The sequence below is a fragment of the Veillonellales bacterium genome (assembly GCA_039680175.1).
Classification (GTDB): Bacteria; Bacillota; Negativicutes; order JAAYSF01; family JAAYSF01; genus JBDKTO01.
The window spans coordinates 28,790-49,592 of the sequence record JBDKTO010000112.1 but is presented as its reverse complement, the minus strand read 5'-3'; the positions used below and the strand labels follow the sequence as shown (position 1 = coordinate 49,592).

18 protein-coding genes are annotated in these 20,803 nt (G+C 39.1%); all 18 read right to left on the bottom strand.

Annotation, left to right across the window (positions count from 1 at the left end):
- Positions 1–28: 28 nt before the first annotated feature.
- Positions 29–1,006 (bottom strand): formyltransferase family protein, encoded by a 978-nt coding sequence (locus tag ABFC84_17885; protein ID MEN6414613.1) that lies wholly within the window; start codon positions 1,004–1,006, stop codon positions 29–31.
- A 4-nt stretch (positions 1,007–1,010) separates the two neighbouring features.
- The gene (locus ABFC84_17880; protein MEN6414612.1) at positions 1,011–2,537 is read right to left on the bottom strand and encodes an amino acid adenylation domain-containing protein; all 1,527 of its coding nucleotides are present in this window, start codon (positions 2,535–2,537) and stop codon (positions 1,011–1,013) included.
- Between the two features lie 137 nt (positions 2,538–2,674).
- Positions 2,675–3,307, bottom strand: coding sequence for an acetyltransferase (locus ABFC84_17875; GenBank protein ID MEN6414611.1), 633 nt, complete (start codon positions 3,305–3,307; stop codon positions 2,675–2,677).
- Complete coding sequence (locus tag ABFC84_17870) at positions 3,304–4,356, bottom strand: acyltransferase family protein (protein MEN6414610.1); 1,053 nt, start codon at positions 4,354–4,356, stop codon at positions 3,304–3,306. The genes ABFC84_17875 and ABFC84_17870 overlap by 4 nt, the downstream gene beginning before the upstream one ends.
- A gap of 526 nt (positions 4,357–4,882) precedes the next feature.
- A complete protein-coding gene (locus ABFC84_17865; protein ID MEN6414609.1) occupies positions 4,883–6,916 on the bottom strand; it encodes a right-handed parallel beta-helix repeat-containing protein in 2,034 nt (677 codons plus the stop codon).
- Between the two features lie 35 nt (positions 6,917–6,951).
- Entirely contained in the window at positions 6,952–8,496 is a 1,545-nt protein-coding gene (locus ABFC84_17860) for a hypothetical protein (protein MEN6414608.1), read from the bottom strand.
- 36 nt (positions 8,497–8,532) lie between these two features.
- Complete coding sequence (locus ABFC84_17855) at positions 8,533–9,723, bottom strand: hypothetical protein (protein ID MEN6414607.1); 1,191 nt, start codon at positions 9,721–9,723, stop codon at positions 8,533–8,535.
- A 15-nt stretch (positions 9,724–9,738) separates the two neighbouring features.
- On the bottom strand, positions 9,739–10,854 hold the full coding sequence (locus ABFC84_17850) for a glycosyltransferase family 4 protein (protein MEN6414606.1): 1,116 nt from the start codon (positions 10,852–10,854) through the stop codon (positions 9,739–9,741).
- A 91-nt stretch (positions 10,855–10,945) separates the two neighbouring features.
- On the bottom strand, positions 10,946–11,956 hold the full coding sequence (locus ABFC84_17845; GenBank protein MEN6414605.1) for a glycosyltransferase: 1,011 nt from the start codon (positions 11,954–11,956) through the stop codon (positions 10,946–10,948).
- A 68-nt stretch (positions 11,957–12,024) separates the two neighbouring features.
- Complete coding sequence (locus ABFC84_17840; protein ID MEN6414604.1) at positions 12,025–13,077, bottom strand: polysaccharide pyruvyl transferase family protein; 1,053 nt, start codon at positions 13,075–13,077, stop codon at positions 12,025–12,027.
- Complete coding sequence (locus ABFC84_17835) at positions 13,077–14,177, bottom strand: glycosyltransferase family 2 protein (GenBank protein ID MEN6414603.1); 1,101 nt, start codon at positions 14,175–14,177, stop codon at positions 13,077–13,079. Before ABFC84_17835 ends, ABFC84_17840 begins: the two co-directional genes overlap by 1 nt.
- A complete protein-coding gene (locus tag ABFC84_17830) occupies positions 14,167–15,279 on the bottom strand; it encodes a glycosyltransferase (protein ID MEN6414602.1) in 1,113 nt (370 codons plus the stop codon). Before ABFC84_17830 ends, ABFC84_17835 begins: the two co-directional genes overlap by 11 nt.
- Before the next feature lie 107 nt (positions 15,280–15,386).
- Positions 15,387–16,469: an EpsG family protein gene (locus ABFC84_17825; protein MEN6414601.1), complete on the bottom strand. Its 1,083-nt coding sequence runs from the start codon at positions 16,467–16,469 to the stop codon at positions 15,387–15,389.
- Positions 16,470–16,495: 26 nt separating this feature from the next.
- Positions 16,496–17,281, bottom strand: coding sequence for a glycosyltransferase (locus ABFC84_17820; GenBank protein ID MEN6414600.1), 786 nt, complete (start codon positions 17,279–17,281; stop codon positions 16,496–16,498).
- A 70-nt stretch (positions 17,282–17,351) separates the two neighbouring features.
- The gene (locus ABFC84_17815; protein MEN6414599.1) at positions 17,352–17,909 is read right to left on the bottom strand and encodes an acyltransferase; all 558 of its coding nucleotides are present in this window, start codon (positions 17,907–17,909) and stop codon (positions 17,352–17,354) included.
- Positions 17,910–17,947: 38 nt separating this feature from the next.
- The gene (locus ABFC84_17810) at positions 17,948–18,619 is read right to left on the bottom strand and encodes a polysaccharide biosynthesis tyrosine autokinase (protein ID MEN6414598.1); all 672 of its coding nucleotides are present in this window, start codon (positions 18,617–18,619) and stop codon (positions 17,948–17,950) included.
- Entirely contained in the window at positions 18,616–20,103 is a 1,488-nt protein-coding gene (locus tag ABFC84_17805) for a GNVR domain-containing protein (GenBank protein MEN6414597.1), read from the bottom strand. The genes ABFC84_17810 and ABFC84_17805 overlap by 4 nt, the downstream gene beginning before the upstream one ends.
- Entirely contained in the window at positions 20,096–20,731 is a 636-nt protein-coding gene (locus ABFC84_17800; protein MEN6414596.1) for a polysaccharide biosynthesis/export family protein, read from the bottom strand. The genes ABFC84_17805 and ABFC84_17800 overlap by 8 nt, the downstream gene beginning before the upstream one ends.
- Between the last annotated feature and the right edge of the window lie 72 nt (positions 20,732–20,803).

The following is a 20,803-nucleotide window of genomic DNA, read 5'->3' as shown; positions in this document are numbered from 1 at the left end:
ATCTATAGCCGAAACAAGCATTACGATATCAAAGGAATCCAGTATCCCAGCTTGTATGAAGTCTCCCGCCTCCGTCTCCGTGAAATTTATCTCCGGTCTGATTTCCTGCAGCAACTTTCTCAGCTTCTCCATTTTCCTGTTCCTCCACCTCATCTTCTTGTGCCCTTTGAAGCGCTATGTGAATCCGCCTCTGGCCATCCTGTAAAATTATTTCTTTTTCGCATAAATCCATATGGTATTCCGGCGTTATCGCCGCTATAATGCGGTACTTTTTAATGAAGTACCGCTGTCCCAGCAGTACTACCTTAGACGGTGGAAAAAGCTGAGCTCTACCGTAATTAAGCGATCTCAAAAAAGCAGATACCTTGTCCAATGACCAGGAAACTTCCAGATAGCCATTATTGGGAATATCCTTGGCATAATGGAAATTCTTTCTTTGCTTCACATCCTGAATATTACCGGAAAATTGACCTTCCAGTATTCCTGGCAGCATCTCGCGGAAGGCCTCAGCCCCAGCGTCCATACATTGTTTAGTCAATTCTAATGCCGTCACCGTTGGAGTGATCCCAATTGTTTTTTGACTGAGTATATTGCCGGTATCCACCCCTTCGTCCACCAAATGCCAAGTAATTCCCGTTGTTTTTTCATCGTTGAAAATTACCCAGGTTGGCGCATTTCTCCCGGGATAATCCGGTAAAAGCGCATTATGGAAATTGACGACGCTGAAGTTTTTCTTTCTCAATATCTTCGCTGGGAAAAGATAATTATTATTCGCACTAATCACCAGCGTTTCCGCCTCAATTCTGTCCAGATATTCCGTTAGATCCTGTTTATTTGTAATCCGGTGATACTCCAGGCCATACTTCCTCCCAATGACCCGAACAAAAGATATTGGCTGCTCTTCCTGTTCAACAGCGATCACCTTAATCGTATACCCCACAAGGCTGTCTATGCACTCAACCGCTATTTTACCCGACCCCAGGACGATCACTTGTTTAAAATTCATCCATCTAGCCTCCATACCTGCTCTCCAAAACCGGCCGGTCAATTTTCCCATTGGCATTAAGCGGCATCTCATTCAATTGATAAGCAACTGCAGGCAGCATGTATTTTGGCAGCAGCGGCAGCAAATTTTTCCGAATATATTCTATACTAAGCGTCCTTAATGACCGATAAATCAGGACAATCTCCTGCCGGTTTTTATTGTAAACCACGCAGGCATGTTCCACCTCCCGCAGACTGAGCGCAGCATTTTCAATTTCCCCCAGCTCAATTCTGTATCCCCGGTGTTTTACTTGATGGTCCTTCCGACTTATGTACATAATTTCTTTATGATCGTTATAATACACCAAATCGCCGGTACGATAGATGCGTTCAGGATAATGATCGTGAAGTGGATTTTGCACAAACGCAGCTTTTGTTTTATCCGGATCATTCCAGTAGCCTAGCGCAAGTGAACTTCCCCGGACGCATAGTTCGCCCGGTTCATGCCCCGCCACAGGCCGGCCCTCATTGTCAAGCACCAAAATATTACTGTTACAGCACGGTATGCCGATAGGCAATGGTTCCTGATCGGCAAATTCCCGCTTGACAATATAATAGGTACAGTCCACCGTGATTTCAGTCGGACCATATAAATTAGCATACAAAGCATCCGGTATGTACCTGCGCCAGTAGTTAAGGTGCTTATTGGGCATTACCTCGCCGGCAAATAAAATCTTGGTCAGAGTGGAACCCGCCGTACTTTCCAAAATACGCCGATTGGCCACATTGACCAGAACAAAGGGCACCCAGAAAATGAAATTAATCTTCATAACATTGACGTACTCCATCAGTTTCGCCGGAAAAACAAAATACTGGGCGGGAATGAGCACAAGGGTTGCCCCTGCGGCCAGGCACAAGTAAATATCCAATGTTGAATTATCAAAATAAAACGGCGATTGATTGCCAATAACGGTCTTCGAATCCACCTGGAAGCAACGTACTGCCCAGTCAATATAGTCGATCACGCCCCTATGGGATATCACCACTCCCTTAGGTGCGCCGGTTGAGCCTGACGTATAGATAATATAAACCGGATCGGTATCAACTACTTGTGCCAGAATCGTCTCCAGTACTTTACCATCATACCGGTTCCCCTGACTTGCAGCTTTTTCAAGCATGACCAGCTGCTCCTGGTTAACGCCGGCGGCCAGCAGCTTCGTCTCATATTCCGGAGCTGTAATGACTGCCATTGGCTGTAAATTATCAATCATCCGTTTTAGCCTGAGTCCAGGCAACTGTTCGTCAAAGGGTACATAGAAATTGCCACTGTATAAAATTCCCAAAAAAGCTGTCAGGCCGTCAACGCTCTTGGGCAGCAATACGGCTACCGGCTGCCCGCTAGATTTATAAGTTAAATACAAATAATAGCCTATTTTTTTGCCGGCAATAGTAAGCTGCTCGAATGTCATCCGGCGTTCGCCATCAACAACAGCGGTTTTATCACCATATCGCTCAACCGTCTGTAGGAGATATTCCAGTACCGTATGCTTCATCCCGTTCCCTCCCTCACTCCTTCAGCTTGTCCTGAATCAACACAATGATATTCTATCTAAACCTCCGTACCAGCTTAATCCACCATTGTCCCGAAATATTCATGAAACATTGAATCCCACCCTTCCACGCATCATTTTTAATAAATTTGTTTAGCCGGGTTACCAAAGACGCTGACATTGGACGGGACATTCCGGATTACCACACTTCCCGCGCCAATTCTAGATTGTTTGCCCACACGCATGCCGGGAAATATCCTGGCTCCGCTTCCCAGAAAAACTGCCTCCTCCAAGTAAGCACCTCCCATCAAGTCACACTGAGCACTCAATGTACAGCTTTGTTCTATTGTAACGTCGTGTCCCGCCACACAAAACGTATTGATTAAAACAAAATCACCGATTTGAACGTTAGTTGAAATGATCGTTCTCGGACAAATAATCACACCTGTGCCAATGCGGGAATCATCCGCTATAATCACGGTTGGATGAATTACATTCGCAAAAATTGCCCCTTTTCTCTTAAAATCGTTACATAGTGCAAGTCGAGTAACCGGATCGCCGATAGCACAAATAATCTCATCACCGGCACAGGGCTGATAGCCCTTAATCGTCCCCGCCATGGCCTCTTGCAGTTCAAAGCTGTTTAACATCTGCGGATCATCATCCAAAAAGCGGATGGAATTCCAGATTTGTTTCTCGCTTTGAATGTCTTTGGCCCACTGAAAAACTTCCCGGCCACACCCCCCTGCACCAATAATCAATAAATTTTTCACGAAAGCCCTGCCCCCTCCGCAATCCTATTTCTCGCAGGCCTTCTGCCCAGCATAAACGATAATTGACGGCGAATTAAATAGATAAACGGCAGCAAAAACAAAATTGTAATTACAGTGTCAATTCCACTGATCAAAAATGACTCTTTCATTTGTACCAACGGCATATCTAAAACTTTGCTGGTAAGACTCGCAACTGCTCTTTTAATGGGAAAATGCAAGGCTAAAATAATCAGGGAATTTTGTCCCAAATAAGACAACGCCCTGTTTTTTCTAAAAAGCATCGCAATAATGACAACATTGGTTATTCCCAAAGATGCCCCAAGATAAAAATATAAGTAATTGCCATACACGTTGTCTGCCATAACGACACTGCCATTAAGCTGTGAAATTATAAATCCTGCCGGTACACAGCAGCAAAGCACCCACAACCGCCTACAGCTGGATTTTATAAATGTTACTTTCATTTTTTTTATAATGAACCCCATCCCATAAAATACAATAGCAGTTGGTGCCACATCAATACTCCAGGGAAAGGAACTTGGCAAATACAAAGTTGCAGCATAGCCTGCAGTTGAGCTCAGCAAGAGCAAAATACCTATATGCAGCAGTTTTTGCTTGCTTGCCATTCCATAAAAGGCAATTGCAACAATAAATAAGCAGGTTAAAAACCATAGTGCAGGGTTATGAGGCAAATATTGGTCAGCGCCGGGAGAAATAAAAATATTTATAAATGCAGCTGCGGGACTGACCTCATTGCCGGAAAACTTTCTCTCAACAAGGACCCAATATAAATAAGTAAAGAAAGAAAACCAGAAATATGGTATGACCAGACCATTCAGTTTCACCACTATAAACTGCCTTAAACCATCATACTTTGCAAAATTGACTATGTAGCCTGATAAAAAGAAGAATAATGGCATATGGAAAGAATAAATATAATTATAGCCTTCCCTCATCAGCCAAATATGCCCCAGCACAACCAGAATAATACCGATTCCTTTGGCAGTATCGACCCATTCTACTCTGTCATTTAGTGATATCGGAATCATCTCCCCGAATACATTACAACAATCAAGCATCTTGTCTTTGCAGCTATATAATTTTCTCAGTTACTATCATTACAGTTGCTTTTCTATATGATTCCCAATATTACCCTTATTTTATATTAATTGTATTTTTTTTGCAATTACTATTTTTATTTCCCGCTTCTGCTAATCAGCAAGCTTATTATTCCAGTTGAGCCCTTAACAAACCGCTCCCTTGCATCTGTCGTCTTCCGGGCTTTTATGTTAAAATTGAAATAAAAAGGTTGATTTATAATGAAATGTTCTATTTGCAATGCGGAAATGAAAACATCTTTATTAGGTCTCACTCAAATTTGCGTAAATCCAGACTGCCCTTTATGTTGTCCAATCTGTAAAGAAAAACATCCCCTGCAAGAACGCTTAATCGGAGGATTAAGCTATAAATGTAGAAGATGCGGTTATAAATGGAATAAATAGAACCTTTGTAAGCCTTCATTGCGTAAAAGTGATTTCTGCAAAATTTTAGCCGCGTCAAAACCGTGCCAAAACTTTAAGCTATTGTTACAGTATTAACCTCCGTATGGGTTGATTGTTTGACTAATATGATTGACCCCTGATTTACATTATTGATAAAATAAGAAGCTGAAACCGTGGAACCCAAATCAATAGTTATACTATTTGCACCCGTATTTCTAAAGTTGCAATTTTGAATTATGAATACGGCTGGGTCAAACGCAACAGATTTAATCAGGGTTATCGGCGTTGCTGCATTCATTTTTATATTGCAATCCTTTAGCAAAGCATCCTTATACACCCATAAAAACTGACAGGCATTGGTTTCTATCGTGCACCCCTCAAATGTTACTCGATTGCCGGCAATAATATAATAAGCATTTTTACCTGCAACATTACTAATAGTTCCTTTAAAAATACAATTTTTAAACTTAAAATTGCCATCGTAGGCTATTAACTGCTTAGTTTGGTCAGCAGCCATCGCATTAAAAATACAATTTGAAAAGACAGCATCTGCATCCGCCACGCAGCCAGATAGTAAACAAGAAAAGAAAGATGAGGATACTACTGGTATATTTTTAGCTAATAGGACTGTTGAATTATAAATTGATTCGCCGGCTATACTGCCATCTGCAATAGTACCTAACCAGTCATAGTTAGTATAAGTGTTATTGTAATAAGTGTTGCCTTTAACAAATAAATAATTTATGTTATCAAATGTAATGCTGTTCTCACAATTCTCTATATGGTTATTTTCTACAATTGCCGTATTTGCCTTGCCTATCCCTATACCTCGCGAAAATCCTTTTACTATATTGCCTTTAACAATAAACCACTTAGCGGAGTAGTCCTTTGCGCCCGAATTACACGCTATACCCACACCCGTTCCGAACCCGGTAATAATATTATCCTCATAAATAGAATTATAGCCATATACATTAGCTATTGCGTAAGTATTAATACCCCCGACACCACCTTGCATCGTATTGTTACGTATAATAACATTTCTGCCATTGAAATTATTTACATCTCCATGATTATTACCTGTAAAACGATTATTTTCGATTAAAATATCGTTGCCATACCCTGTCTCATCTTCTATATCAATGCCATATTGAGGATCTGTCCCCTTTATGTTTTTAATGGCATTATTTATAATCGTTATATATTGCCCGCTGACAATCGAAATCCCTTGCCGCCTGCTGCCGTCTAAAACGCAATGATCTACAACTATCCCTGTATTAGGATTTGCATAGGCTGGGCTGTGATCAAAAATAATCGAATCACCGGTACATTTTCCTATATAACAATCGGCGATTTTAATATCTGTGCATTGCAATAACTGTATCCCATAGCCAAATTCGTGTGTAGGATAGATGCCATTCCGCATATATACTTGCGCGCCTGCAGGGTCTGCCTGTGTTATGACGATTTTAAATTTTACAGCATTGGCATCTTTTAATTGCGCATTAGCTGAATATACATCCGTTTGTAGTGTAACCCCGGTAATTTTACTTATGAAAACTCCATTCGCGTCATATTGGTATACATCACAAACGCTTGAGGCAATCGAGCTGTTTTTTTGTATTAAAAAAAAGTTTTCATCAAAAAAATTATTGTATATTGAAGAATCCAAAAAATTTATTGTCCTAATTTTAGTGGAATCCGCAGCAGTTGCGCCGGTAGTCTCATTGATGCTGCCCGATTCAAATAAACTGGTTAAATAAAATATGTGCTCTGTCGTATCACCGATTATCTGTCCCCCTCTAATTTCTAAATTGCTGCAATTGACCAGCTTTACAATACTATATAAAGGACGAAATGTTGTTTCCGCTTGCAAAATACAGTCAGCATGCATATAAAATGATAATTTATCAGGAATTAATATGGGGTGGGATACGGCGTCAATAAGATAGGTGCCACTAGATAAGTATCCTCCATTATACTTGTTGTCGCAGGCATATTGCAATGCATTGTTAATGCCTGCTGCGGTTTCCAAGGAATGCGTTCCGTCTGGATAAATATTCCATTTTTTAGGATCTATAGCGTATATATTTTTTATGTCATCCATAACAGCTTTCCTCCTGTGCCTTTAGCATTTATCACTTACTTCAACATATGCTGGCCGCGTCTGCTGTGTGACATGACATAATATTTTTCGATTAAGTACTTACACTCATCGGTTCTATAAAATAAAATAGCAAAGATAACATTGGGTATTAATAAGCATAGTATCATTTTCTTAATAAAGGCAGCGACAGAGCCGTCATTGAAAAACGATGCTATAAAAGAAATCAGTCCGCAGATTATACAAAGCAACGCAAAATATAATACCTGTTTACTAAAATATTTTTGAGAACTTTTTTGAAAATATTTTTTATATAACATCATCGGCTCAAACCAAACATTTGTCAACATTCTTGAAATTGCTGTTGCATATAGAATTCCAGCCAACCCAAAATGCAGCCCTAAAAAAAATGACAACCCCAAATTTATAACCGCTGTAATCAAAAAAACATATTTAGTCTGTTTAAATAATCCCGTTGTATCTCTAAACAAAGCAGTACTCCGCAACATACCTGGAATATAAAAATTCAATAGGATTGCAACTACAATAGGCAACCCCAAGCAAAACTCTTTCCCCAGCCATAACGTTATAAAGTCATCTAGCAGTACGAAGAAGCATATACTGCAAAACCCATACAGCCAAAATGTCGAAAAATCTATAACTCTAAATAATTTCTCTTTAATTTTCATATCTTCACTCACATTGAGATTACCTACACTCGCGCTAATTGATGAGTACACAATTTCGGTAAACCCTTGTACCGCACCTACAATTAAGAAATAATTCGAATAAATTCCAACCCAAACGGTACCTATCATACTTGAAATAAAAATATTATCAGTACTATTTAAGATTACACCGCCAATCCTATATAAAAACATGGATTTTATATTTTCAATAATATTTCCCCTTTCGGCTTTATTTAATCGTCTTGCTGCATTCTTTATGTAGGGATACAGCTTATTTGACTTATAGGCAATAAATAAATTGTTCAAGAAAGTACATAGCAATTGAACAATTAAATACAGCATATAATTATGTGTGGTAACAAGAATCACTATTTGGAAAATAAATCTTATAATTTCAAAAGCAAATGAGTATATTTTTATCAAATATAGTTTCTGATCGGCAATTATAATTGCCGACTTATAAATAAAAAGATAGCTCATAATCGTATTGCTTAAAAACAATACATAATAAAGTTCAAGGTTTTGGATAGGTGTATCCGTTTTGACCAGGATGTCCAAGAACGGCACCAGTGCAATGCCAATAACACCTACTGCAATCGCAATATACCGATAGATTCGCTTATAAAAATTCATCAATGCGCTTATCTTTGCTATATCATTTTCTGCCAGCGGCTTATATATACAATATATTATCGCACTTCCTATGCCTAAATCCGCCAAAGATAAGACTGATAAAATATTAGAATAAAGACCATTTATGCCTAAATACTCTGCTCCTAACGTTTTAATAAATATTGTTCTTGACATAAAACTTAGAAATAGCAATATCAATTGATAGCTTAGACTAACTATTATATTCCTCACAGAATTTATAGTTCTTGTTCCCGCATTCATATATGCAATTCCCCGTATAATAAGTTTAGCTGAATGTCAAACATTGCCTGATTCTTTTACTTTATCTATTTGATTTTTTATTCCCTGTATTATCATCCAAAGATATGACAATTTGGGAATAGGGTACTTTAATCTATTTGCCTGCGAAATAATATCTGCCGCAAATTCGTCTTTAGTCCTCCATTTTATATATCTAAGCTGCCCCCAATACTTATTTTTTTTGTTATAATATGTACTCAAATCAAATACATTGTCATAATTCCGTAATTCCCCAAGTACATCCAGAGTGGTCATGGTACGAATGCACTTATAACATTTTGAACAATTAATTTTATTAAATTCTTTTCTTGCTCTCGCTGAATCTACACATATATTTAAATTTTTATTTACACTGGCAGAATTAATTATATATTTCGTCTTATCAAATCGGGAAATCAATCCGCCGAATGATACCATTTCAAAGTCCTCTGTCTTTAAAGCAATTTCGTTAATCAAATCATAATGCGAACTATCCGAAAAATTCAATTTAAACGCACCGACAGAATAGCCTGATGAATAATAATAGGTTTTAATTAAATTTTGCAATATCAGCGCGGCAGCGATATTGCAAAATGTATGTACCTGCCCAAATGGGAATTTGACAAACTCCATTAAGTTTGAATTTAACCATAGCAGCGGTAACTTTAATGAGTTGCATGCCGGTTGAATATACTGAATCTGCTTTTGAAATTCTCTTAATGAAGTTTCATATTCTAAACCAAAGTTGCCGGTATTAAACAGCACTAAATGAGTCAGCCTATGGGAACCGGGAATATCCGCTCCAATATTTTTCAAAACAGTGTAAAATGAGTCTACGCCACAGGAAAAGCCCGTGGCAACTCCGGCAAATTTATTTGACTTTTTAGCGGCGGTTGTATGCCTGGCATAGATATTAATACTTTGGAATTCAGAGTTCATCTTGACTAATGCGGGTATTAGCACAGTAGTGAGTCCATATAACAGTCTTTCGGAAACAGGAAATTCTACCGTTATATCCGAATGCATTTTTAGTGCAGCAATTAATAATCCTAATAAAAACCCATCTGCTTTATCAGCGCATAAATATTCAACATTCTCTTTTTTAGTTTCGAAAAATAAAATCTTATTATACCCCTCAATGGCAATCTCTGCACTGACACGAGCTTTATTGTTGATAATTTCTTTTTTTATATTTCCAATATTTATCAAGTTACCCTCCCCTTGTTAGTGCATGTAATCGCGCTTATATACTTGTTTAAGCAGCCCTTGTTGATAATTTTTCATACCTTCCCATACCTTTTGCTGATTAAACCGTTGTTCTACGCTTCGTCTCGCTTCCTGGCCCATTTTGATGGCTAAGGCTCTGTCCAGCAGCAGCAGCTTGGTGCGCTCCGCCAGCAATGTACTGTCCCCTACCGGCACTAAGAAGCCCGTTTTACCATCATCCACCACATCAATAATCCCGGTTGTTCGACAAGCCACAACAGCAAGTCCGGAAGCAGCTGCCTCCAGCAGTACATCACCCATTCCCTCCCTGTGGCTTGGCAGCCACAGCAGATCGAAGAGGTGGTAATAATCCTTAACCGTGGTAACAAAACCAGTTAAAATAACTCTTTGATCCCGATGAATTAGTTCTAAAGTTTGCTCGGGCAAAGGATCGCCCGCCTCGAAGCTGCCAACTAAAACCAGAAATATATTATCAAAGGTTTGTTTCAGCTCATTAAATGCCAGCAGCGCCTCCGGCACACCCTTGTCTTTTGTTAAACGGCCAACAAAGCCAATTACAAAAGAATTAGGCGGAATGGAGTGCTTTTTTAATAAGGCGTCGCGTTCCCCCATTGTTTGATACAGCTGAAATTTCTTTAGATCTATCCCATTAACGCTGCCGTACCCCAGAAGGTCTATTTTCCGGGGATCCGCCAAGCCCAATTCTAACAAACGATTCTTGACACTTTGGCTAATACACCAAATTCTTGTAGCACAGGCGGATGTAACACGCTCAGTTATGAGTAAGACATTGCGCTTCCACCCTTTTGTCGTTTCCAGGCGCAGTCCAAGGCACATATAAACCCGAACCGGCACCCGAGCCACAAACGCGGCAATCCCTGCCAGAAAACTTGCTTTGGGAGTTCCGGCACAAACACTGTCAGGCTTTAAAGTGACTAATAGCTTTATAAGGCGGATAAGGCTAACGAAATCTTTGCCGAGGGATATTTCACGTTCCATTGCTAGCGGATAATATTGCGCAGCGGTTTCATTGTGCCATCCCGGAGAGCATATTACTGCTACGTCGAATCCGGAATCAATTAAATATTGGATTTGACCGCTGAAAAAACCCATGGTGTCAGGAATCGTGACGGAAAAAACAATTAATGCCCGCTCTCTTGATCTGTGCACCTTATTTTCATTCCTTTCCCTGTCATAATACCATTTACATTGACGTCATCTTTTTTAGCCTAAAAAGTAAATTAATCAAAAAATACAGCTTATGTTCAAATAGACAAATTACCATTTGCATATTCTTTGATAAATTGCCCGATGGTTTGTAATTTTTAAAACTTTGTTGTATAAATTCACTTTCTCTTATTTGCTTTAACTGCTGCAAATAATCTTTATGTGCGATATTATACGTATTTGTTAATAGGAGGATTAATGAATGCTCAATATTATTTCTGCAGAAATCCTGCCTGTATTCAATATCCGCCAAATATGGTATTTTATAAAAAAGTTCTTTCACCTTATATTGAATATAAAATTTTTCCAGTAAATTTTCCTTATACTTTGTCTGAATTAGACCGTTCGGGTTTGATATATAATGATATAAACATTTATCTACAGAATACAGCGATTTTGCATAGTAAAATGCATATAAGTTGAAAATTGAATCCTCCCCAAATCTAACTTCTTCGGCAAAAAAAATATTATTCTTTATAAGAAAGGATCTTCTGTATATATTCCTCCATACAAACCAAATTATTGTTGTCGCGTGAGCTTTCTTAAGATATTCTAAGATTTCTTCATTATAAATAACTTTATCTTTTTTTAAACTGCTGCTTCTTGCTTCTGATGTTTCACTTTCCCAATAATAATCACAATTAACAATATCTATATTAAATTTTTTTGCTGTTTTATACATACACTCGCAAAAAGTTTGTTCGACATAATCATCGCTGTCAACAAAGCCAATATATTCGCCGCTAGCTTCTCTGATTCCAGTATTTCTTGCCGAACTAAGTCCACCATTTTTTTTATGAATCACTTTAATTCGCTTGTCTTGTTTCGCATAATCTTCACAAATTTTACCGCAATTATCCGGTGAGCCGTCATCAACTAAAATTATTTCTATATCTGTTAAGGTTTGGCATATTAATGCGTCTATACATCTATGGATAAATTTTTCGGTTTTATATACCGGTACTACAATTGAAACTTTTATCTTCACGCTATCTCCCCGCTTATTCCATGGCAATCAACATTTTAAAACTACTTGTCTACCATAAATCTGGATTTTTAAGTCTGTGATATGCAGTTAAAATATGGGGCCAATTTTGGCTTATCCATGTTACTTTGATCAATATTTGCTGCCGCAGTAATATATTGTGATACTGTATCCGCCTCATATTCTTCACAAAACTTTATATATTTGCAGTCTTTAATCCATTCAAACGACGCTTTGATTTTATGATTACGATTCGGGAATACTACGCACGGAGTTTTTGTTATATAGCAAAAAATCATGCCATGCAATCGATCGGTAACAACTACTTTTGCTTTTTTGAAAGCTTCCCATATTGCCGCCAGTTCTACCTGCCTTTCTTGTACCGACATATTGGATTTACCTATATGGGTGTCATAATATTGTATATCATCGAATAATTTTTTTAGTCTGCTGATAAGCTTTTCTTGGCTATTCATCGCGATCAGCTTTTCTTCATCATTTCTTAAACATAACAGAATGCCATGCCGCTCAAATTGCGGTTCTGTCTTCTCTAAACTCATAACAATGTCCGGAGCAGTTAAAACAGTATTACTGCCAAAGTACTTTTTCATTAAATGATAGGAAACTTTTTCCCGAGCTATAAGAGTAAGATCTTTATGCTGAGAATATATTTTAATCGTCTTTTCAAGCATTCTATTGCCGTGTTCTGTTTTAGAGAAATCTATCGTTTGCGGAAATGAAATAATTTTGTTGTCGGGAAATTGTTTTATAATGAATTGCCGGCAATTTTCGATTTCATTATATAAATCTCCCATATTGCCGCCGCCGGCAATCGTTATAATATCCTCTTTACTGCATATGTGCTTTAACGCTTTTACTTTTGAAAAAGTTTCACTAATTGGCAGCTCTATAATTTTATACTCCGGGTATGTCGTTTCTAAAAATCTAGTTTGGGCATACGTAATAGCAACATCGCCTAAATTCCCATAGTCAGCCGCCAGGGTTACAATTATTTTTTTTTCTCTTTTTATCCTTTCAAAAAAGGTATCGCGCTGTGAACTTAGCAAATACGTTAAGTAATACTTTATATTTATCGGTATCAGTTGCTTAACTTCTTTTATCATTATTTTGCCCAGCTTTTCAATTTCTTTCTGGCATTATAGCTATATAACATAAGCAGCAATATATTCAATCTGTATTTAGTAATATATTTCATGATTAAATCAGTTTTATTCTTACTGCGAACACTTTGTATCATCTGCCTGGTAAATTGATCGTTTAACATTAATTTTATATAGTTATATTTTTCTTTTAATTTCAACTCGTTTTTATAATAAAACATATTGGCACAGCAATATCTAATTCCGCTAATATGGCCAAAACTAATAAATTCATTAATCGTATTTTGATTGATTCCCCACGCTTCAAATAGTTTCTTCCTGCTCGTTATGCCCTTTTTATGCAGTATAAATACATCTTTATGAAACATATTCACCAGAGTTTTTCTTTCTCTATGTATGTAATGGTATAAAGGACTATCTATAATTATTAGTTTTTTTAACTTTGAAAATACGGCTGAATTAAAGACAATATCCTCAACCACCGATAATCCCTTGGTAAACATAAAATTATTTTGTTTTAACAACTGTGAAAGATACATTTTGTTCCATGCATAGCCAACCATTTGTAGTAAGTTAGCATTAATCTGTATGTTTTTTAAATCGGCATATTCATAAATGCCATATGGATAATAAATAGTTTCCCGATCTGCTAACTGCTCTGCCGCATTAATACGATCAATAAAATAGCCAAACATGACAACATCCGCCTGCTGTTCTTCGGCAGCATAAACTGCCTGTTCCAATAAATTGTCCTCCAGATAATCATCGCTATCCATGAATACTGTATATTTCCCTTTGGCGGCAACTATACCGGCATTCCTGGCGTCTGACAGCCCCCCATTTTCTTTATGCAGAACGCGGATTGCATCCTCCTTTTTTGCATACTCTTCTGCTATTTCTCCACTTCTATCAGGTGAGCCGTCGTCTACAATTATTAACTCAAAATCTCTGTATGTTTGGCCGAGTACACTTTCAATGGCTTTAGAAATATACTTTTCTACGTTATAGACCGGCATAATAACACTAACCGTCGGCCGCCTGTGTCTGTCTGCCTGGAAATTATCAATAAGTTCCGTTATATCCTTTGCCCCCCTATATTTCATCAAATAGTTTCTCTACTTCGCCAATCGTGGCTTTTGTTTCAAACTGTTTGCCCCGCTGGTTTGCCTTAGCTTTATAGGCAGCCAGTAATTCTTTATCTGTAAGTAGTTTTTTTAAACCTTCATACAATGCTGCTTCATTATTCTCAACAATTACCCCATATTTACCACAATCCAGCATTTCTTCCATTCCCGAGCAAAGCGTTGTTATGACCGGGGTCCCCACGATTAACGCTTCCGTCACTGCGGTGCTAAAGCCTTCTTTATAGGAAGAACACACAAATAGATCCGCACTTCTAACATATTTATAAGGGTTCTCTTTAAAGCCTAACAAGGTAACACTATGGGAGAGATTGTTGTTCGCAATATACTTTTCCAGTCTTGTCCGATATTCACCTCGTCCTAAAATATATAAATGGAATAAAATTCCGTCGTTAATAAGTTTTTTATGTAGTCTAAGCAATCGTTCATATCCTTTTTCTTTGATTAATCTTCCCACCGAGCAAAGATTAATCACATCTTTCTCAAAGATAACATCATCAACCGATTCACAAGCTTTCGCTCTGATTTGTTCCGTTTCAACGGTATTATATTTAACATACAATTTTTCGTGTATGCCTGTCCCTCTTTTAAACGACTCAACTACAGTCTGAGAAACTCCTACAATGGCATCATACTTTTGATAACACTTTATACCTTCTGCAAAAGAACGGTAAGGTCCCATAAATTTTTGCGGATTTGTCATTTCCGTATGAATCCAGCTAATCTTTTTTATAGAGTTATCAGCGCAGCCACTGAACACCCGTGATGGGATTCCCTCTAAATAAGCTACGACTATATCGTAATGTTTCTTCACATATAATTTATAGAGAAACGTAGGCGTAAATATTTTCAATAAATAAGTATTCCCCCTGAATACCCTTTTAAATATATATTTATAATGAATATCTTTTTTTAGATACTGTTTATTAACTCCCTCATCAAAAAGAGTGAGCAAAGATAACTCATATTTATTTCTGCTTAAATTATTTAAAAGGTTTACTAAAACTTTTTCAGCTCCGCCATACCTTAAATCCGGTATAAAAAATAATATCCTTTTCTTCATTTTCTCCCGCTTCCAAAGAGAATAATGCCTCTTTTCTTAGTCCTGCGTACAAACTTACCCTAGCTAAATAATGGATACTGAGAGACGGATGGACATTATCCCCTATATTAAAGTCCGATAAAATCACTTCTATATCCAATTCCCCAATAACTCAAATAACTTTCCAGCTCGAAATAACAAAAAATGATATACAATAGCACGCAGCTGCCATAGACAATTGCGCTCGTTTTTTTATCAAACAGTTTTTTTATTAGCCACGGTAAAAGCAGCAGCCCATACAAACCAAAATACACATTCATTCTGGCGAAAATCCAGTTTTGTACAGCTAAAACATAAAAAGTAAGATTTAATACACTAAAGTTAATGAGTATATTGACAAATTTATCATTATTTTTTTCAATTTGTTTTCTCCCTAAATAGGCTAATATCACCGGGACAGCCCCAACAAATACTCTGAGTATATTGGCCCCGCCGCCTGCTGCAAGTATTGATTTTTCATAACCAGCATATTGAGTACCGTCGAAAGTACCTAACAAAAAAGCGCCAATTTGATCAAATAATAAGAGAACAACGATAGCTGCGATCAGTGTGATACTAATCAGCTTGCTCCATGGCTTTAATCTGACAAAAAAATAGACGGGAATAAAGATCAACGCCGACGTATGAATCGTACTTACTAAGCCGACGAGAATAAAGAAAGGCAGCCATTTCCCTGTTGCAATAAGTTGAGTCCCTAAAAATACTATTGCCGATACCAGACATTGTCTGATGCCATTCATCGTAACTAAATAATTACCGGTGGTGATATAGAGAAACAGGCTGAGCTCGAACATAGCGGAGTATTTATAAAATACAAGCACGATCAATGCATTGGTAATCAAAGCACATATGAATATAAAAACTTGCGGGTCATTGGAGATGAGCTCTTTGATAAGACTTTGAAAAACATCAAAACCCGGCTCACCCTTATATGGTATAGAATGAACAAAACCATATATATAGTAGCCAGTATCGCCGATATTGTTGCGTAGGCCTGAGACTAAAACCAGTGCTGCAGCAGCGATAAAGGCCAAGCCCTTATTGGGCCTGTTGGAAGTAAGAATAACGCCGTCTATTGCAGCAACATTGCCATTGTACCTTCGGGCAAAATATCCGCTTATAAAAACTATAGCGAGTGTTATCCACAGCACAGACATCGTATTTACCTCTCAATTTTTTATTTCGCCTCTTTCAGATTATGATAGTACTTCAGCAATTTGGGCGGTATTAAGCTGGATACTATTGGTTTTAAGGCAAAAATATAATATTTTTTGGGATAATCTAATAATTTATAACCTTTATAACAAACTTTAGCTGTATTAATTGCGTATGACAATTTTCTGCGTTTAAAATCCTGAATCCCTTCCCTGACTTTATATAAAGGAATTGGTATATTATAGCCCTGCAATCCTTCCTTAAAAAATCTAAACCATAAATCAACATCTTCGCATCTTGTTATTTCTTTATCCACCTTATAGCCGGCAAGTTTATCATAAGCATCCTTCCGCATCATGATCGTAGCATGAGCAAATGGAGTGGTATATCTGAGGTATGTTTTATCTGGTTTTTCAATTCCCCCTCTGATTCCTTGATCGCCGGTTTCATTAAACGTGATCATTTGTGTGCCAACGACTTGATATTGAGGGTTGGCATTCAAAAAAGCGACCTGCGTCTTAAACCTTGCGGGGAGAGATATATCATCTCCGTCCATCCGGGCAACATATTCACCCGTTGCGTATTCCAGACAGTGATTTAACGTCGCTGCCAGACGAAGATTTTTCTCGTTTTTTATCAATCTGATCTTATCCGGATACTGATGTGCATATTCCAGCGCAATTTTATATGTATTATCCGAAGAACCGTCGTCACAGATAATGAATTCCCAGTTAGTATAAGTTTGGTTTATGATTGAATCAATACTTTCCTTTACTGTGTTTTCACAATTATATACTCCCATAATCACCGAAACTTTCTTTGACTCCATGTAACGTTCATCCCTTCTCAGCTTCAGGAAATACCTCCCATTGCAGCAATCAAACTACATATCCCGGACCTTCCGCTAACTCATCGACCATTTTTTGTTTTCTCTGACCAGTTACCTTTTTTCTTACGGTATACTCTTCACCATAATAAGGCCTATATTTCTTAAGTTCCTTGTTCTTATTGATAAACTCCTCGATGCTGGACACATATTGGGCAGGATTGCCCGCATAAACAGTATTGGGCGGTATGTCTTTTGTAACAGTGCTGTTTGCGCCAATTACGACGTTATCGCCAATTGTTACATTAGGTAATACAACGCTTTCTGCACCGATAAAAACATTATTTCCTATGTTCACTCTACCTATTTTTGTATAGCCCAGATATAAGTACGTGCTGGCATCATGGGCTAATATATGAACCCGCGGTGCGATTGTCACATTATCACCGATAGAAATAAGCCAGCAATGTGATGGATCAAGAATTACACCGTACTGTCGATTGAAATTTTTCCCAATTCTCATACCCATGCTAAGCAGCTTCTCGGTAGTACATTCTCCCCGCACTCGATATAAAAAAGCTCTCAGCAGATAAGTTAATCCCCTCAGCATCTCTTTTTTACCTTCCCATACTTAATTCCATTTCTTGCTCAATTCCCATAGTAATAGTAGTAATCGGCCTGATCTGTGTCAATTTCCACCCGATTCAATACAACACCGAGAATATCGCCATGCGCTTTGATGAGCAGGTCTTTTGCCTTTTGCACCATCTCCGGCCGAGTGGTGCCAGAATTGACAACAAGTATCACGCCGTCAGTTCTGGCGGCCAGCACCGATGCATCCGTTACCGCGACAACCGGCGGGGCGTCAATAAGCAGGACATCGCACTGCTCTTTCAAGCTGTTAAGTATCTGCTGCATTTGACTTGTTCCTAGCAGTTCGGAAGGATTAGGCGGTATCGGTCCGCTTGTAACAACCCGTAAATTTTTAATATCTGTTTCCTGAATTAAGCTAGTGACCGGCATACCTTCCGCCAAGGCATTCGTCAGGCCTTTGCCCGTGAGCCGAAAAGCACTATGTTGTACCGGTTTCCTAAGGTCACAGTCTAAAATCAAAACTTTTCTGCCTGCCTGAGCCATGGATACTGCAATATTGGCAAGGACAGTCGATTTCCCTTCTGCCGGACCGGGACTGGTAACCATGATGATGCGAAGTTCGCCGTCAGCTTTTGAAAACTGTATGTTGGTTCTCAGGGCACGGAAAGCTTCGGCTACCGGTGATCTAGCCCGTTCATTGACAATTAGCTTCAGCTTATTCGTCATCGTTGCACCCCTTTCTGCATGTTGCCTGATGTTATTTGTCTGAGCTTGTCCGTCAAACTGGCCGCAGGCGCTCGATACTCCTGATCAAAATGCGGTATACTTCCTAAAACAGGCAGATTAAAATAACGTTTAACATCATCCGCAGTTCGAACAGATTGATTCAGATATTCCGTAAGCAATGCCAGACCGATACCGGTAAGAAGGCCGAGAAGTGCGCCAATCACAATAATTTTTACCTTATTAGGGCTGATGGGCCTGTCCGGCCGGGTAGCGGAGTCGATCAGCTGTAAATCCGTGGGCTGCATTACTTCGCTGATCCGTGCCTCTTCGTAGCGTTTTGCCAGCATAATATATATTTCCTGTGCCACTGTCGCATCACGCATCACTTTGGCCAAACCGCGCTCTTTCATTGGCATCTTGCCTAATTCCTGCTGATTTTGGTTTACAATTCTATCAATAGCCCCCTGCTGCGCGGAGGCAGCGGCAATCTCGGCTTCCGCCGTGATCCGGCTTTGCAGTAATAATTGATGAATAGGGTTCAGGGAAGGTGCTTCGGCGTTAATGACACTGGCGGCTTCCTCATTCAGCCGCCTTTGCGTTTCCTGAATTGCTGCCTGGGCAGCGATTACAGCTGGGTGGTTCGGCGTATATTTTAAAGTTAACTCAACGAGCTGCACCTCCAAGTCACTCAGCTTAGCCTTATATTGCTGTATTAATAAGTTATCAGCAATGGCCCCTGGGGTTTCGCCCGCCAGCTCCTGCTGGGCATTCGCCAGCTTGCCTTGTGCTGCCGCTTGCGCAACAGCACTATCAGCAGCTAACTTGTTAATGGTGGACAGCGTATCAACCAGCGCCTTGGTTTCCGTACCGGGATCGGTTAATTTATTGACGCTCTTATAATCCTGCAAGGCGATTTCGGCTTTCTCCAGTTTAATTTGTGATTGAGTTAAACGCTCGCCGATAAATTTGCGAACTGCCGCCTGCTCAGATCTGGACCACTCTGTCAGCTTGCTGTTAAACGATTCTGTCAAGGTCTGAGCAATGAACTGCGCCTCCTCCGGCGACGAGGCTGTAACTTTTACTCTAAGAATCTCAGTATCCTTAACCGGCTGCGTCGTGATGCGGTTGATCATGTTGTTGTAATCAAGGTTTTTCCCATTAACAGCTTGCGTTTTTCCAATTACATCCTGCACAACGGTCCGGCTTTTTAATATCTCGGCATATGTTAACAGTGGAACGGCGGCACCAGGATTTTTTATCGGCATATCAACCACCAGCGAACTCGCCAGGCCGTTTGGCTGTTTAACTCTGAACGTTGTTTCGGATTCGTAAACGGAAGGCATGCTAAAGCTGACAGCTGCAGCGCATAGGGTAATTCCGGCAAATATGCCAACAATCAGTTTGCGGCGCCGTTTTACTATTTTAATCATATTTTGCAAGTCCAGTTTACTTTCTTCCACTGTTTCTACCTCCGTATTAATCATCAAACTGATGAACCTGATAAACGATGGAAATCACCGGCAGTATGTCTCTGAGCAAATCGATTCTGCCGTTGCTGGCTAGATAAACGATGTCGCCCTCATTTAAAGCATAATTTTGCGATAAGTCCCCTTTACTCACCAGGTTGAGAACATTGGCGACAACTGGTTGTCCGCTTTTATCCCGCCTAATAATCAAAACCTTTTTCTTGGCGGCGTCTTTAGTATATCCTCCCGCCATACCGATGGCGTCCAGCAAATTATGCTGCTTTTCGATTTCGTACATTCCTGGTTTCTCTACTTCTCCTAGCACATAAACCCGGGTGGTGCGAAAACGCATAACGTTTACTGTAACATGGGGAGTATTGATATAATGCGATAAGCCAGCCGTGAGTATATCGGATACTTCAGCCGGTGATCTGCCGGCAACTTCTACCTCGCCGAGCAGCGGAAAAGCAATTTTGCCATCCGGCCTGACGATAATAGGTTCTTTATTCTGAAATTCGTCGTAGCCCCATACCCCGATACCCAGCACATCACCGGCACCTAGTTGGTAATCCTGCGCGGATGCGCTTGCGCCGCAGCCCATCATCGTTATTAGAATCAGCAATACAATTTTTGCAAGACGATTCATAGTATCTCCTCTCTCCAAAATGCTTCATTATGCTTATTTTAGTTGTAATTATTTACCAAATCAAGAAACTAA

What these genes read in the sequence shown, in the direction of transcription:
- ABFC84_17885 (MEN6414613.1), bottom strand. Translation starts at nt 1,006, where the DNA reads ATGAATTTTAAACAAGTGATCGTCCTGGGGTCGGGTAAAATAGCGGTT.
- ABFC84_17880 (MEN6414612.1), bottom strand. Translation starts at nt 2,537, where the DNA reads ATGAAGCATACGGTACTGGAATATCTCCTACAGACGGTTGAGCGATAT.
- ABFC84_17870 (MEN6414610.1), bottom strand. Translation starts at nt 4,356, where the DNA reads ATGATTCCGATATCACTAAATGACAGAGTAGAATGGGTCGATACTGCC.
- ABFC84_17865 (MEN6414609.1), bottom strand. Translation starts at nt 6,916, where the DNA reads ATGGATGACATAAAAAATATATACGCTATAGATCCTAAAAAATGGAAT.
- ABFC84_17860 (MEN6414608.1), bottom strand. Translation starts at nt 8,496, where the DNA reads ATGAATGCGGGAACAAGAACTATAAATTCTGTGAGGAATATAATAGTT.
- ABFC84_17850 (MEN6414606.1), bottom strand. Translation starts at nt 10,854, where the DNA reads ATGGGTTTTTTCAGCGGTCAAATCCAATATTTAATTGATTCCGGATTC.
- ABFC84_17840 (MEN6414604.1), bottom strand. Translation starts at nt 13,077, where the DNA reads ATGATAAAAGAAGTTAAGCAACTGATACCGATAAATATAAAGTATTAC.
- ABFC84_17835 (MEN6414603.1), bottom strand. Translation starts at nt 14,177, where the DNA reads ATGAAATATAGGGGGGCAAAGGATATAACGGAACTTATTGATAATTTC.
- ABFC84_17830 (MEN6414602.1), bottom strand. Translation starts at nt 15,279, where the DNA reads ATGAAGAAAAGGATATTATTTTTTATACCGGATTTAAGGTATGGCGGA.
- ABFC84_17815 (MEN6414599.1), bottom strand. Translation starts at nt 17,909, where the DNA reads ATGCTGAGGGGATTAACTTATCTGCTGAGAGCTTTTTTATATCGAGTG.
- ABFC84_17810 (MEN6414598.1), bottom strand. Translation starts at nt 18,619, where the DNA reads ATGACGAATAAGCTGAAGCTAATTGTCAATGAACGGGCTAGATCACCG.
- ABFC84_17805 (MEN6414597.1), bottom strand. Translation starts at nt 20,103, where the DNA reads ATGATTAATACGGAGGTAGAAACAGTGGAAGAAAGTAAACTGGACTTG.
- ABFC84_17800 (MEN6414596.1), bottom strand. Translation starts at nt 20,731, where the DNA reads ATGAATCGTCTTGCAAAAATTGTATTGCTGATTCTAATAACGATGATG.